16 protein-coding genes are annotated in these 12,409 nt (G+C 70.5%); 12 read left to right on the forward strand and 4 right to left on the reverse strand.

The features are described from left to right. Positions 1-9 precede the first annotated feature (9 nt). Genes fliQ through FURADRAFT_RS11775 form a run of 4 tightly spaced genes read right to left on the reverse strand, consistent with a single transcriptional unit; the run spans position 10 to position 2,277 of the window. On the reverse strand, positions 10-282 hold the full coding sequence (gene fliQ / locus FURADRAFT_RS11760) for a flagellar biosynthesis protein FliQ (protein ID WP_008954377.1): 273 nt from the start codon (positions 280-282) through the stop codon (positions 10-12). A 1-nt stretch (position 283) separates the two neighbouring features. Further along, the gene (gene fliP, locus FURADRAFT_RS11765) at positions 284-1,042 is read right to left on the reverse strand and encodes a flagellar type III secretion system pore protein FliP (protein ID WP_008954378.1); all 759 of its coding nucleotides are present in this window, start codon (positions 1,040-1,042) and stop codon (positions 284-286) included. Beyond that, positions 1,039-1,398, reverse strand: a complete 360-nt coding sequence (gene fliN / locus FURADRAFT_RS11770; protein WP_008954379.1) for a flagellar motor switch protein FliN — start codon at positions 1,396-1,398, stop codon at positions 1,039-1,041. Before fliN ends, fliP begins: the two co-directional genes overlap by 4 nt. A gap of 3 nt (positions 1,399-1,401) precedes the next feature. Further along, positions 1,402-2,277 carry a flagellar motor switch protein FliM gene (locus tag FURADRAFT_RS11775; protein ID WP_008954380.1) on the reverse strand — a complete coding sequence of 292 codons (876 nt, stop codon included), beginning with the start codon at positions 2,275-2,277 and terminating at the stop codon, positions 1,402-1,404. Positions 2,278-2,532: 255 nt separating this feature from the next. Here FURADRAFT_RS11775 and FURADRAFT_RS11780 point away from each other — a divergent pair, with 255 nt between their 5' ends. From FURADRAFT_RS11780 to FURADRAFT_RS11835, 12 genes are all read left to right on the forward strand, one after another. Continuing rightward, entirely contained in the window at positions 2,533-2,874 is a 342-nt protein-coding gene (locus FURADRAFT_RS11780) for a flagellar hook-basal body complex protein FliE (protein ID WP_008954381.1), read from the forward strand. Positions 2,875-2,888: 14 nt separating this feature from the next. Then, positions 2,889-4,583 (forward strand): flagellar basal-body MS-ring/collar protein FliF, encoded by a 1,695-nt coding sequence (gene fliF / locus FURADRAFT_RS11785; protein ID WP_040652818.1) that lies wholly within the window; start codon positions 2,889-2,891, stop codon positions 4,581-4,583. Continuing rightward, the gene (locus FURADRAFT_RS11790) at positions 4,567-5,616 is read left to right on the forward strand and encodes a flagellar motor switch protein FliG (RefSeq protein WP_008954383.1); all 1,050 of its coding nucleotides are present in this window, start codon (positions 4,567-4,569) and stop codon (positions 5,614-5,616) included. Before fliF ends, FURADRAFT_RS11790 begins: the two co-directional genes overlap by 17 nt. Next, positions 5,613-6,335, forward strand: coding sequence for a flagellar assembly protein FliH (fliH, locus tag FURADRAFT_RS11795; protein WP_008954384.1), 723 nt, complete (start codon positions 5,613-5,615; stop codon positions 6,333-6,335). Before FURADRAFT_RS11790 ends, fliH begins: the two co-directional genes overlap by 4 nt. A gap of 2 nt (positions 6,336-6,337) precedes the next feature. Next, positions 6,338-7,648, forward strand: a complete 1,311-nt coding sequence (gene fliI / locus FURADRAFT_RS11800) for a flagellar protein export ATPase FliI (protein WP_008954385.1) — start codon at positions 6,338-6,340, stop codon at positions 7,646-7,648. Continuing rightward, positions 7,645-8,088 carry a flagellar export protein FliJ gene (fliJ, locus tag FURADRAFT_RS11805; protein WP_008954386.1) on the forward strand — a complete coding sequence of 148 codons (444 nt, stop codon included), beginning with the start codon at positions 7,645-7,647 and terminating at the stop codon, positions 8,086-8,088. Before fliI ends, fliJ begins: the two co-directional genes overlap by 4 nt. Positions 8,089-8,163: 75 nt before the next feature. Beyond that, entirely contained in the window at positions 8,164-9,498 is a 1,335-nt protein-coding gene (fliD, locus tag FURADRAFT_RS11810) for a flagellar filament capping protein FliD (RefSeq protein ID WP_008954387.1), read from the forward strand. Positions 9,499-9,524: 26 nt separating this feature from the next. Beyond that, a complete protein-coding gene (fliS, locus tag FURADRAFT_RS11815; RefSeq protein WP_008954388.1) occupies positions 9,525-9,917 on the forward strand; it encodes a flagellar export chaperone FliS in 393 nt (130 codons plus the stop codon). Next, positions 9,904-10,191: an ABC transporter substrate-binding protein gene (locus tag FURADRAFT_RS11820; protein ID WP_008954389.1), complete on the forward strand. Its 288-nt coding sequence runs from the start codon at positions 9,904-9,906 to the stop codon at positions 10,189-10,191. The genes fliS and FURADRAFT_RS11820 overlap by 14 nt, the downstream gene beginning before the upstream one ends. Next, positions 10,188-11,234, forward strand: a complete 1,047-nt coding sequence (locus FURADRAFT_RS11825; protein ID WP_008954390.1) for a flagellar hook-length control protein FliK — start codon at positions 10,188-10,190, stop codon at positions 11,232-11,234. Before FURADRAFT_RS11820 ends, FURADRAFT_RS11825 begins: the two co-directional genes overlap by 4 nt. A gap of 21 nt (positions 11,235-11,255) precedes the next feature. Continuing rightward, positions 11,256-11,705, forward strand: coding sequence for a flagellar basal body-associated FliL family protein (locus FURADRAFT_RS11830; RefSeq protein WP_008954391.1), 450 nt, complete (start codon positions 11,256-11,258; stop codon positions 11,703-11,705). Positions 11,706-11,712: 7 nt separating this feature from the next. After that, complete coding sequence (locus FURADRAFT_RS11835; RefSeq protein WP_008954392.1) at positions 11,713-12,405, forward strand: RNA polymerase sigma factor FliA; 693 nt, start codon at positions 11,713-11,715, stop codon at positions 12,403-12,405. Positions 12,406-12,409: the final 4 nt, after the last annotated feature.

Here is a 12,409-nt window from a genome sequence, read left to right on the forward strand (position 1 = left end):
GCGCGCCCGTCATCCCACCAGCGTGGCGGCGCGGTGGAACATGTCGATGCAGAAGTCCATCAAGAGGCCGGTCATCCAGTGCCCGGCGAGCGCGATGGTGCCCAGCGTGATCAACAGGCGCGGCAGGAAGGACAGCGTCTGCTCGTTGATCTGGGTGGCGGCCTGGATCAGGCTGACCACGACGCCGACGATCAGGCTCGGCAGCACCAGCAGCACCACCAGGGTGACCACTACGCGCAGGCTGTCGTTGACGAGGTCGACCGCGATATCGGGGGTGAGCATGTCAGTAGGCCTGGATCGAGGTGACGAGGGTATTGACGGTGAGCGACCAGCCGTCCACCAGTACGAACATCAGGAGCTTGAGCGGCAGCGAGATCACCAGCGGCGACAGCATCATCATGCCCATCGCCATCAGCACGCTGGACACCACCAGGTCGATCACCAGGAAGGGGATGAACAGCATGCAGCCGATCTGGAACGCGGTTTTCAGTTCGGACAGCACGAAGGCGGCGAGCTTGACGGCGAAGGCGTGGTCCTGCGGCCGCGCCACGTTCTCCTCGCCGGACAGCTTGGCCACCTGCGCCAGCGCCGCCTTGCTGGTCTGCGCCAGCATGAAGCGCGAGATCGGCTGCTGCGCCACGTCCAGCGCCTGCTGCATGGTGATCTTGTCCTGGTCGAACGGCAGCATCGCCTTGTTCCACACCTCCAGCCCGACCGGGCGCATCACCAACAGCGTCAGGATCAGCGCCACGCCGGTCACCAGGCGGTTGGGCAGGCCCTGCTGCAGGCCGAGCGCCTGCCTCAGCAGCGACAGCACGATCACGAAGCGGGTGAAGCTGGTCATCATCAGCATCAGCACGGGCAACAGCCCGAGCAGGGTCATGATGATCAGGATCTGGGTCTTGACCGTGAAGTCGACCGGGGTGCCGCCAGCGTTGGCGGACAGCAGCTTGAGCGTGTCGGCGGCCCAGGCCGGCGCCGTCGCCAGCAGCAGGGCGGCGCTCAGCGCGAGGCGTGGCAGGCGGTGTCGCGGGGGTATCATGGCGCCAGGGTGTCGAGGTCGAGATCGTTGAGTTCGACCACGCGCAGGCCGTAGTTGTCGCCCGCCACCACCACTTCGGCGCGGCCGATCACCGAGCCGTTGACCTTGATGTCGAGCGGCTCGCCGGCCAGCTTGTCGAGTTCCAGCACCGAGCCCTGGCCGATGTTCACCAGGTCGGCGAGCGAGATGTCGGCGCTGCCGACTTCCAGTGTCAGCGTGACCGGGATCTTGCGCAGGAAGTGGCTCATGTCGCGTGCCGGGCGGGCCGGCGCCGCGCTGGCGGGGGCGTGCTCCGCTGGCGCGGCATCGATATCCTTCAGCATGCCGTCCAGGTCGAAATCGTCGTTCAGTTCCATTGCTTACTCCGCATCGTCGAATGAGGTCAGGCACAGCTTGCCGTGGCTTTCGGCCACCGCGGCGGTGAATACCCGGGTGCGGCCGATGTAGACGTCGGCCTGCTGCTGCAGGCTGACCGGCAGCACCGAGCCGACCCGGAGGTCGAGGATTTCGCCCAGCGTCAGGCGCTTTTCCATGAGGCGCGCCGACAGCCGGATCGACAGTTGTTCGGCAAACGGCCGCGCCAGCGTCTTGCCCGCTGCCGGGCCCGGCAGCGCCGCCTGCAGCGGCAGCTGGCGCAGCACCTGGGCAAACACCGCCGCGTCCAGCGCCAGGCCGATCTGGCTCGCGCCGCCGCTGCCGGCTTCGCCCAGCGTCAGCTGCATGTGCCAGGCCGGCGCGTCGCCGGGGGGGAAGGGCAGGGTCTCCACCGCCGGGGGGGCCTTGAGCGTGGGCAGCGGGCGGCGTGAGAGGCGCCGTACCGCCTGCACCAGGCGCGCGGTGAGGCGCTCGCCCAGCATGCGCGCCAGGCGCCGTTCGGTTTCGGTTTCGCGCGGCGGCTGGGCGGCGGGCAGCGCCGGGCTGGCGCGTCCGCCGTAGCGGTAGTCGAGGATGCGCAGCAGCAGCGGGCGCGCCACGTTGACGCCGATGCCGGCACCGTCGAGGCGGTGCCAGGTGCGGCGCTCGGGGTCGAGGTCGGCCTGGCCGGCCTGCACGCCCTTGAACTGGAACTGGGCGCGGTAACGGGCGTTGAGCTCGTGCGCGACGAAGTCGGCCAGTTCCTGTTCCACCAGCCGCAGGAACACCGGCAGCAGATGGAAGGGGCGTCCCAGCGTGGTCGGGTCCAGCGCCGCTAAGCGGGCTCCGTCGGCGGGAGGAAGGATTCTGGACTTGGGCATGGCAGGTCTGTTCGGGTTGCGGGGCCGGCCGGCGGCGGGCGCGCCACGGCGGGACAAATGATCGCGCATCTTACTGAATGGCCGTGGCACTGGGAGGTGAAAATTCACATAAGCGGTTGTGAAAATTCACGGCACTTATCAGTAAGCAAAAGTTTAAACTGCCCGGAAATTTGCCAAGGATAGGCTGGGGAAGATACGGATTCGGCTCCGCCAGTTCCGGCCCTGCCAACGGCCCTGTACCGCAAGGAATTCCGCATGACTCCATCCCTGGGCGTGATGATCAACGCCGACCAGACGCAACTGCTCCGTGACATGTCGGGGCTGACCAAGGTGGCGGCCGCCGCCGAGCCGGCCGGACTGGACGCCGCGCCGGCGGCGTCGAGCTTTTCGCAGGCGATGCAGGGGGCGGTGCGCGAGGTCGACGCCCAGACCCGCGCCGCCAACGACAAGATGGCCGAGGTGGACAGCGGCAAGAGCGACGACCTGGTCGGGGCGATGATGCTGAGCCAGGAGGCCAGCCTGTCGTTCTCGATGCTGATGCAGGTCCGTAACAAGGTGGTCGGCGCCGTCGACGACCTGATCAAGATGCCCATCTGAAGCGCAGGTCCGACGTGATAGCTCAACTCCGTTCCGGCCTGGCCTCGTGGCGCGGTCTTGCCGCCCGCCGCCCGGCCATGCCCGCCGCCGCCGTTCGCACCCTGTTGCCGCTGCTGGTGCTGGCCATCGGCCTGACGCTGGCGGTGACGTTCTGGCTGTGGCGCGACGATGCCCGCTACAAGCCGGTGTTCGGCGCCCAGGAAAAGGTGGTCGCCGCCGACATGATGGCGGTGCTCGACGCCGAGAAGATTCCCTACCGCCTTCACCCGCAGACCGGCCAGGTGCTGGTGCCGGACGCCGACCTGGGGCGCGTGCGCATGGCGCTCGCCGCCAAGGGCGTGGTGGCGCAGCTGCCGGCCGGGCTGGAGCTGTTGGACAAGAACGACCCGCTCGGCGTCAGCCAGTTCGTGCAGGACGTGCGTTTCCGCCGCGGCCTGGAGGGCGAACTGACGCAGAGCATCCTGGCGCTGGAGCCGGTGCAGGGGGCGCGCGTGCACCTGTCGCTGCCGCGCTCCTCGTCCTTCGTCACCGCCGGCGAGGACAAGGGCTCGGCCTCGGTGGTGGTGACGCTGAAGCCGGGGCGGCAGCTCTCCAACGAGCAGATCGCCGCCGTGGTCAACCTGGTGGCGGGCAGCGTGTCGACCCTGAACCCGGCCAAGGTGACGCTGGTGGACCAGGCCGGCAACCTGCTGTCGTCGCGCATCGAGTTGGCCGAAGGCGGCCAGCCCGCCGCCGAGAGCGACGCCGCCAAGCGCTACCGCGAGGAGGCGCTGGAGAACGTGCGTGCGCTGCTGACCCCGGTGATCGGCGCCGACAACTTCAAGGTCAGCATCACCGCCGAGGTGGACAACGACCGCGTCGAGGAGACGCGCGAGAAGTACGGCGAGGCGCCCAAGATCACCAACGAGGCGTCGCGCGAGGAAAAATCCAACGACAAGCTGGCGCTGGGCATTCCCGGTTCGCTCAGCAACCGTCCGATCAATACCGATTCCTCGGCGCCGGCGCAGGAGAGCGTCGGCGGCAACAGCAAGAACGCCGTGACGCGCCAGTACGCCTACGACCGCAGCATCATGCAGATCAAGCATGCGCGCGGCCGGCTCTCTCGGCTGTCGGTGGCGGTGGTGCTGAACCAGGCCGCCGCGCCGGCCAAGGGCGGCTGGCAGGCGGAGCAGCTCGCCAACGTCGACAAGGTGCTGCGCAACGGCCTGGGCATCAAGGCCGAGCGCGGCGACGCGCTGGCGGTGACGGCGATGAACTTCCCCGGCCAGGTGGCGCTGGAGCCGTGGTGGCAGCAGCGCGACACCCTGCTCGACGGCGCCAGCTGGCTGGCCTACGGCGTGGCGCTGCTGCTGGGCTACCTGCTGATCGCGCGCCCGCTGTTGAAGATTCTGCGCCAGTGGGCGAGCCGGCCGCAGACCGCCGGAGCGCTGGTGCCGCTGGCGGCCCAGGGGCAGCCGGAGCCGCTGCTGCTGGAGCCGGACGAGCAGCCGGCCGGCACGGCACCGCAGGGCCGTCCGCTGGCGTTGCCGGAGGGGCCGCCCACCGGCGCGAGCCCGGTGATGCCGCTCTTGGAGAACTACGATTTGCCGCCGGCGGGTTCGTCGGTGGACGTGCTGGTCGACCATCTCAAGGGTCTGGCCGCCAAGGAACCGGAGCGTGTGGCCGAGGTGGTGAAACAGTGGGTGCAGAAAGATGGAAGAAACCAGTAAGCCCGGCGCGAGCGCCGCTTCGGCCAACCTGCCGGCCGATCCCGCCGCGATGACCCCGGTGCAGCAGGCCGCCATCCTGCTGCTGTGCATGGGCGAGGAGCCCGCCGCCGGCGTGCTGCGCTGCCTGTCGCGCGAGGAACTGCTGGCGGTCACCCAGGAGATGTCGGGCCTGAGCGGCATCAAGGTGGACTCGGTCAAGGGCGCGATCCAGAAATTCTTCGACGAATACCGCGAGCAGAGCGGGGTGCACGGTGCCAGCCGCTCCTTCCTCAAGCGCTCGCTCGACCTGGCGCTGGGCAGCGACATCGCCAACAGCGTGCTCGACAACATCTACGGCGACGCCATCCGTCCCAAGATGGCGCGCCTGCAGTGGGTCTCGCCGCAGTGGCTGGCCGATCGCATCGGCAGCGAGCACGTGCGCATGCAGGCGGTGTTCCTCGCCTTCCTGCCGCCGGCGCTGGCGGGCCAGGTGGTGGAGGTGCTGCCGGAAGAAAACCGCGACCGCGTGCTGGTCAACATCGCCCGTCTCAAGGACGTCGACCGCGACCTCCTGCTCGAGTTGGAAGAGCTGGTCAACCGCTGCCTGGAAAGCCTGCACACGCAGAGCACCGCGGTGGAGGGCATGCAGCAGACCGCCGACATCATCAACCGCCTGCCGGGCGACCGCTCGCGCATGATCGAGCTGTTGCGCGCGCACGACCCGGACATCGTCGGCGAGATCGAGGCGCGCATGTACGACTTCTTCGTGCTGTCGCGCCAGACCGAGACGGTGCTGATGCGCATCGCCGAGGAGGTGGCGCTGGAGCAGTGGGCGATCGCGCTCAAGGGTGCCGAGCCGGCGGTGCGCGAGGCCATCGTGCAGACCATGCCGCGCCGCCAGGCGCAGAGCTTCGAGGACATGATGCGCCGCTCCGGCCCGGTGCCGAAAAGCCGCGTCGAAGAGGTGCGGCGCGAGATCATGGCGCAGGTCAAGGCGCTAGCCGACGCCGGCGAGATCGACCTGCAGCTGTTCCCCGAGGAAGTGGTCGAGTGAAGCACTGGCGCCCGTTCCGTTTCCCGCCGTTGCTCCAGGCCCCGTCCGCCGCGCCCGGCCCGCACGGTGACGATGCCGCGCAGCTGCAGGTCTCGGTCGCCGACGGTTTCCGCCAGGGCATGGACGCCGGCTACCGCGAGGGCGTCGCCGCCGGCGAGCAGGCCGGGCGCGACGCCGGCCTGGCCCAAGGGTTGGCCGAAGGCCGCGCGCAGGGTTTCGAGGCGGCGCGGCGCGAGGTGCTGGCGCAGCTGGACGGCCTGGCCGCCCCGCTTGCCGCCGCGGCCGAGGCGATGCGCCGCACCTGCGAGGACTACCAGGGCGCGCTGCGCGAGGACGTAGTCGAGCTGGTGGCCAAGGTGGCGCGCCAGGTGATCCGCTGCGAGCTGACGCTGAAGCCGGCGCAGATCCTCGACCTGGTCGAGGAGACGCTGGCCGCGCTGCCGCCGGTGAGCGGCGAGGTCGAGGTGCTGCTCAACGCCGAGGAATGCGCGCGCATCCGCGAACTGGCGCCGGAGCGTGCCGCGCGCTGGCGCCTGGTGCCGGACGCCAAGCTGGCCGCCGGCGAGTGCCGCGTGCGCACCGCCGAGAGCGAGGCCGACGCCGGCTGCCAGCAGCGCCTGGAGGTCTGCCTCGACAAGGTGCGCGAGCAGCTGGGCGCGGCTGCGCCGCTGACCGCGCCCAGTGGCGCGGCCGCGACCGGCGCCGTGGCGGAGGTCTGAGCATGCTGCGTGCCGCGCTGGAAAAGCTGGAACTCGACGACGTGCCGGTGGCGACCGTCACCGGCCGCCTGGTCGGCGCCTCCGGCCTGCTCTTGGAGAGCGTCGGCTGTCCGCTCGAGACCGGCCAGCGCTGTCTGATCGAAACCGCCGCCGGCGAGTGGCTGCAGGCGCAGGTGGTCGGCTTCAAGCGCGAGGTGTCCTACCTGATGCCGTTCAAGAAGCCGGTCGGCCTGACCACCGGCGCGCGCGTGCAGCCGGCGCCGGATGCCGCCGGGCTGTTCATCGGTCCGTCCTGGCTGGGGCGCATCGTCAACGGCCTGGGCGAGCCGCTGGACGGGCTGGGCCGCCTCGGCGGCGAGCACCCGCTGGCGGCGCATCCGCCGCGCGTCAATCCCCTGAGAAAGCGCCCGGTCGACACCCCGCTCGACGTCGGCGTGCGCGCCATCAACGGCCTCTTGACGCTCGGGCGCGGCCAGCGCGTCGGCCTGTTCGCCGGCAGCGGCGTCGGCAAGAGCGTGCTGCTCGGCATGATCACCCGCCACACCGAGGCCGATGTGGTGGTGGTCGGGCTGATCGGCGAACGCGGGCGCGAGGTGCGCGAGTTCGTCGAGCACGCGCTCGGCGCCGAGGGCCTGGCCAAGGCGGTGCTGGTGGTGGCGCCTGCCGACGAGTCGCCGCTGATGCGGCTCAAGGCCACCGAGCTCACCCACACCATCGCCGCGCATTTCCGCGACCAGGGGCGCCACGTGCTGCTCTTGGTCGATTCGCTCACGCGCTACGCCATGGCGCAGCGCGAGGTGGCGCTGGCGCTGGGCGAACCGCCCGCCACGCGCGGCTACCCGCCGTCGGTGTTCGGCCTGTTGCCGACGTTGGCCGAAAGCGCCGGCAACGGCGAGGGCGAGGGCAGCATGAGCGCGATCTACACCGTGCTGGCCGAAGGCGACGACCAGCAGGACCCGGTGGTCGACACCGCGCGCGCCATCCTCGACGGCCACATCGTGCTGTCGCGCGGGCTGGCCGAGCGCGGCCACTACCCCGCCATCGACATTGCCGCCTCGGTCAGCCGCTGCATGGGGCTGGTGGCCGGGGTGAGCCAGCGCGAGGCGGCGCGCACCCTGCGCGGGCTGTGGGCGCGCTACCAGGAGGTGCGCGCGCTGATCCCGCTGGGCGGCTACGTGCCCGGCGCCGACGCCGAGACCGACCGCGCGGTGCAGCGGATGCCGCTCATCGAACGTTTCCTGCGCCAGGACGCCGCCGTCGCGGCGCCCTACGGCGCCACCCTGCAGCAACTCGAGGAACTGTCCGCATCATGAAACAGCAAGAAGCCCTGCACCGCCTGCAGCTGATGGTGCGGCTGCGTGATAACGACGTGGAACGCCTGGAGTCCGAGCTTGTCGCCAAGCGCCGCCTGCAGGAACGCTACCGCCGCAACATCGAGCGCATGGGCGAGCTGTGCGGCCAGAGCGGCGCCAGCGCGGCCACCGCCTCGCCGGCGCTGGCGCTCAACTGCGCCGGCTACAAGGGGGCGCTGCTGCAGCTGATGGCCTCGCAGCAACAGGATCTGAACCTGGCCGAGGCCGACGCCGCGGTGAGCCAGCGCGCGCTGGCGGTGGCCACGCTGCGGCGCGAGGCGCTGGTGCAGGTACGCGACGACGCCGCCGCGCAGATCGCCGGCGAGCGTGCCCGGCGCGAGCAGAAGTACAGCGACGACTTCGCCGGCCAGGCGTGGTGGCGCGGCCGCACCACGGTGTGATTATTCACGCCGCCTGAAGGAAACCGCCGTTCCGGTCGCCTTGAACAGTTATTGAGACCGGATAAGGAGCACACCATGGCCGACATCAACCCGACGCAGATGGCCACGCAGCTGGCCAACCTGTACGTGCAGCAGGCGCAGCAGCGCCTGTCGATGCAGAACAGCAGCGCCAAGGCGCGCAGCGACGGCCTGAGCAAGCTGCAGAGCGCGCTGCAGGACTTCCGCTCGGCGCTGACCTCGCTGTCGGCCAAAAAGAGCATGGTGGCGATGAGCGCCAGCTTCAGCCAGAGCAACGCCGGCACCGTCAGCGCCAGCGGCACGGCCCAGGCCGGCAGCTACTCGCTGTTCGTCGAGCAGCTGGCGAGCGCGCAGCAGCTGGCGTACGACGGGGTATCCGGCGCCAGCGGCGGCACCCTCACCGTCAGCCTCGGCGGCAACCCCTTCAGCGTCGATCTCGCCAGCGCCGACCGCGACGGCGACCACAATCTCACCACCAGCGAAATCGCCCTGGCCATCAACCAGGCTGCGGGCAACGCCGGCAAGGTCAACGCCATGGTGCTGACCGCCAACGGCATCTCGCGCCTGGTGCTGACCTCGGGCAAGACCGGGGCCGCCAACACCATCGGCGTCGACGCCAGCCAGGCCAGCGATCCCGCCCTGCAGACCGCGTTCGCGTCCTCGTCGCAACTGAGCCCCGCGCAGGACGCCAAGGTCTGGCTGGGCGGGCAGGGCAGCGGGGTGCTGATGCAGCAGGCCTCCAACACCTTCACCGCCATCGACGGCGTCACCATGACCTTCGGCGCCATGAGCGCCGGCCAGAGCCTGACGCTGAACGTGGCACGCAGCGACAGCGACACCGGCGGTAACGTGCAGAACTTCGTCGACGCCTACAATACGCTGCTCAAGTCGCTGGGCAGCCTGACCGCATCCGGGGGCGCCGACAAGGATCAGAAGGCCGGGCCGTTCGCCACTGACGCCGGGGTGCGCTCCTTGCGCGACCATCTCAATACCCTGATCCGCCAGAGCTTCGGCGGCGTGCGCCTGGCCGACATGGGCATCACCGCCGCGCGCGACGGCACGCTGTCGCTCGACCGCAGCAAGCTCGACAAGCTGTTGGCCGACCAGCCCACCGCGCTCGACGGCTTCTTCAACGGCAGCAACGCCGACGGCCTGCTCGCCCAAGCCGGCAGCTACCTCGACAAGTGGCTCAACGCCAGCAGCGGCCTGATCACGCAGCGCAAGGACAGCGCGCAGCGCATGCAGAACGACCTCGACGCGCAGCAGACGCGCATCGATAACCAGTACGACCAGGCCTACAAGCGCTACCTGGCGCAGTTCACCCAGCTGCAGACCATGCAGGCGCAGATGAGCCAGACCCTGGATTCGCTCAACAGCTACTTCAGCCAGTAACCCGTAACCGACGACAGGAAGCCACCTTGGATTACGAAGCCTACCGCAGTTACCACTCGGTCAACCTGGAAGCGCAGACCGCCACCGCCTCGCCGGTGCAGCTGGTGCTGGTGCTGTTCGACGGCCTGCTGGAAGAGCTGGCGCGCGCCCGCGGCCACCTGGAGGGCCAGCGTTTCGAGCAGAAGGGCGACAGCATCACCAAGTGCATCAACATCCTCAACGGCCTCTCCAGCGCGCTGGATTTCGAGTCGGGCGGCGAGGTGGTGACCGACCTGGCGCGGCTCTACGACTACTGCGCCTTCCGCCTCTACCACGCCAGCGTGGAGCTCGACGTGGCGGCGCTGGACGAGGTTGTCGGCCTGCTGGGCACGCTCAAGGGCGGCTGGATGGGAGTGCGCGATCAGCATGAAGCCGCCTGAACTCGATCACCTGGAAAGCGCCCTGCGCACCGCCGCCGCCGCGCAGGACTGGGAGCGGCTGACGGCGCTGGACGCACGGCTGTCGGCGTGGCTGGCCGGCGCGCCGGCGGCCATCGAGCCCGCCCGCCTCGCGCGCCTCTGCACGCTCTACCGCGAAATCCTGGCGGCCGGCAGCACGGCCGGTGCCGAACTGGAACAGCGCCTCGCGCTGCTGAGCCGGGAACGCGAAGGCCAGCTCGCCTACGCCCAGGCCCGGCAATGGGAGGGCGCATGACGACCTTGCCCACCCTGTCCACCGTACCGCTGGCGGAAACCCGTTCCGCCGAACCCGTCGCCGTCGCGGCGGTAGCGCCCGCCGCGACCCCCGCCGCGTCCCCCGACTCCGCCGCGCCGGCCGACTTTGCCGCGGCGCTGCTGGCGGTGGTACTGCCGGTGCCCGGCCCGGTATCGCCGGCGCCGGGCACCGCGCCCCCCCCGGCGACCACCGATGCCGGGCCGGACGGCGAGCGCCATCACAGCGAGCAGGAGCAGAGCGCCACGGCGTTGCCGGCCGTGCCGGTCACGCCCTTGTCGCTGCTGCTGCCGCCACTCCCGCTTACCCCGCCGTTGTCTTCGGCCAACCTTTCCACGTTCCAGGGCCTGGCCGGCGTGGCGGCGGGCAGCGTGCCGGCCTCGGCGCGCGACAACCTGGCCTCCGCCGCTGGCACCGTTCCTGCGCTGCCGGCTGACGCTCAATCCCCGCTCCCAGCCGGGCTCCCTCTGCGCCTGGCCACGCAGGATGGCAGCGCCGCACCGCTGGCCGGCAGCCCGGCGCCGAATCCGCTGCCAGGCTGGTTCGTCCACGCCCAGGGCGCCGAGCCGCGCGCGGCCTTGCCGGAATGGGCGCCGCTGGCGCTGCCCGCCGGCCAGCCGGCGCGCTGGGGCGAGTCGCTGCGCGCCGCGCTGGGCGAGCGCCTGGCGGTGCAGAGCACGCACGGCATGGACCGTGCGCTGATCCGCCTCGACCCGCCGTCGTTCGGTTCGCTGGAAATCGCCATCCGCCACGAGGCCGGCGCCCTGACGGTGCAGCTGGTGGCCTCGCACGGCGAGGTGGTGCGCCAGCTGCAGGCGATCGGCGACGCGCTACGCCAGGACCTGTCGGCACGGCAGTACACCCAGGTGGCGGTGGAGGTGCGCGAAGGCGCTCCCGGCGGCCACCAGGGACAGGGGCAGGGCCGTTCCGGGCGCGACGGCGCGCCGGACGGCCGTAGCCCGGGACGCGCGCTGGCCGAGGCGGGCGGCGATGGCTTTGCACCGTTCGCGCTGGCGCAGGGCTGAGGCAGAGAAAGGACAGATCGGATGAACACGAATACGATAATGGGTGCGGCGCTGGGGATGGTGCTGGCCGTGGCGCTCGGTGCCGGCGGCGTCTACTGGTGGCTGGGGCAGGGCAAGGCGGCCGCTCCGCTGGCCTCCGCCGAGAAGGCCGAACCGAGCCGCTACGTCAGCCTGGACAAGGTGATCGTCATGCTGCGCAGCGAGGCGGGCGACCCCGAGCTGCACTACATGGCGCTCGACCTGGTGTTCCGCACCGGCGAGACGCACGAAAAGGAGCTCAAGGAGCAACTGCCCTTCCTCAAGACCGTGGCGGTGCGCGCGCTGTCGCCGCTCGCGCTGGCGCGCGCCTCCGGCATGACCATCGACGACTACCAGAAGCTGCTGGGCAAGGCCTACCGCGCAAGCTACGGTGCCGAACACGGCGCCCAGCCGTTCTCCGACGTCATGGTCGGCAAGCTGATCATCGAGTAAGCGCGCCATGTACGCCGACTACGCCACTCCCGACACGCCGGCCGAACTCGAGGCGCGCTGCCTGAGTGATTTCGCCCCGCTGGTGAAGCGCGTGGCGCGCCAGCTCAACTCGCAAGCCAACGGCGTGATCGAGCGCGAGGACATGGAGCAGATCGGCCTGATGGCGCTGCTCGAGGCGCTGCGCCGCTACGGCGAGCCGGATGCGCGCTTCGCCGGCTACGCCGTGCTGCGCGTGCGCGGCGCCATCCTCGACGAGCTGCGCCGCCTCGACTGGCGGCCGCGCGCGCTGCGCCAGGACGCGCACCGCCTGCGCGATGGCTTGCGCGAACTGACGCGGCGCCTCGGGCGCGAGCCCAGCGAGGCGGAAGCGGTGGCGCAACTGGGGCTCAGCGCCGAGGACTACCGCGCGCTGCTGGTGGCGGAAAACGCCGAGGCCATGGCCAGCTTCGACGAACTGGTCGCCGCCGGCATCGAGCCCATCGACGACAACACCCCCGAGGCCAGCGTGCTGCAGCGGCGCACCCTGGCGGCGGCGCTCTCCGCGCTGGACGAGCGCGAACAGCGCGTGATCCAGCTCTACTACGAATTCGAACTCAGCCTCAAGGAGATCGCCGCCGTGCTCGACCTGACCGAAGCGCGGGTGTGCCAGATCAACAAGAGCGCTCTCAAGAAAATGAAGGTCCGGCTCGACGCCGCCTGAACTC

Source organism: Pseudogulbenkiania ferrooxidans 2002 (assembly GCF_000174355.1).
Classification (GTDB): domain Bacteria; phylum Pseudomonadota; class Gammaproteobacteria; order Burkholderiales; family Chromobacteriaceae; genus Pseudogulbenkiania; species Pseudogulbenkiania ferrooxidans.

What these genes read in the sequence shown, in the direction of transcription:
- fliQ (WP_008954377.1), bottom strand. Translation starts at nt 282, where the DNA reads ATGCTCACCCCCGATATCGCGGTCGACCTCGTCAACGACAGCCTGCGC.
- fliP (WP_008954378.1), bottom strand. Translation starts at nt 1,042, where the DNA reads ATGATACCCCCGCGACACCGCCTGCCACGCCTCGCGCTGAGCGCCGCC.
- fliN (WP_008954379.1), bottom strand. Translation starts at nt 1,398, where the DNA reads ATGGAACTGAACGACGATTTCGACCTGGACGGCATGCTGAAGGATATC.
- FURADRAFT_RS11775 (WP_008954380.1), bottom strand. Translation starts at nt 2,277, where the DNA reads ATGCCCAAGTCCAGAATCCTTCCTCCCGCCGACGGAGCCCGCTTAGCG.
- FURADRAFT_RS11780 (WP_008954381.1), top strand. Translation starts at nt 2,533, where the DNA reads ATGACTCCATCCCTGGGCGTGATGATCAACGCCGACCAGACGCAACTG.
- FURADRAFT_RS11790 (WP_008954383.1), top strand. Translation starts at nt 4,567, where the DNA reads ATGGAAGAAACCAGTAAGCCCGGCGCGAGCGCCGCTTCGGCCAACCTG.
- fliI (WP_008954385.1), top strand. Translation starts at nt 6,338, where the DNA reads ATGCTGCGTGCCGCGCTGGAAAAGCTGGAACTCGACGACGTGCCGGTG.
- fliJ (WP_008954386.1), top strand. Translation starts at nt 7,645, where the DNA reads ATGAAACAGCAAGAAGCCCTGCACCGCCTGCAGCTGATGGTGCGGCTG.
- fliD (WP_008954387.1), top strand. Translation starts at nt 8,164, where the DNA reads ATGGCCGACATCAACCCGACGCAGATGGCCACGCAGCTGGCCAACCTG.
- FURADRAFT_RS11820 (WP_008954389.1), top strand. Translation starts at nt 9,904, where the DNA reads ATGAAGCCGCCTGAACTCGATCACCTGGAAAGCGCCCTGCGCACCGCC.
- FURADRAFT_RS11825 (WP_008954390.1), top strand. Translation starts at nt 10,188, where the DNA reads ATGACGACCTTGCCCACCCTGTCCACCGTACCGCTGGCGGAAACCCGT.
- FURADRAFT_RS11830 (WP_008954391.1), top strand. Translation starts at nt 11,256, where the DNA reads ATGAACACGAATACGATAATGGGTGCGGCGCTGGGGATGGTGCTGGCC.
- FURADRAFT_RS11835 (WP_008954392.1), top strand. Translation starts at nt 11,713, where the DNA reads ATGTACGCCGACTACGCCACTCCCGACACGCCGGCCGAACTCGAGGCG.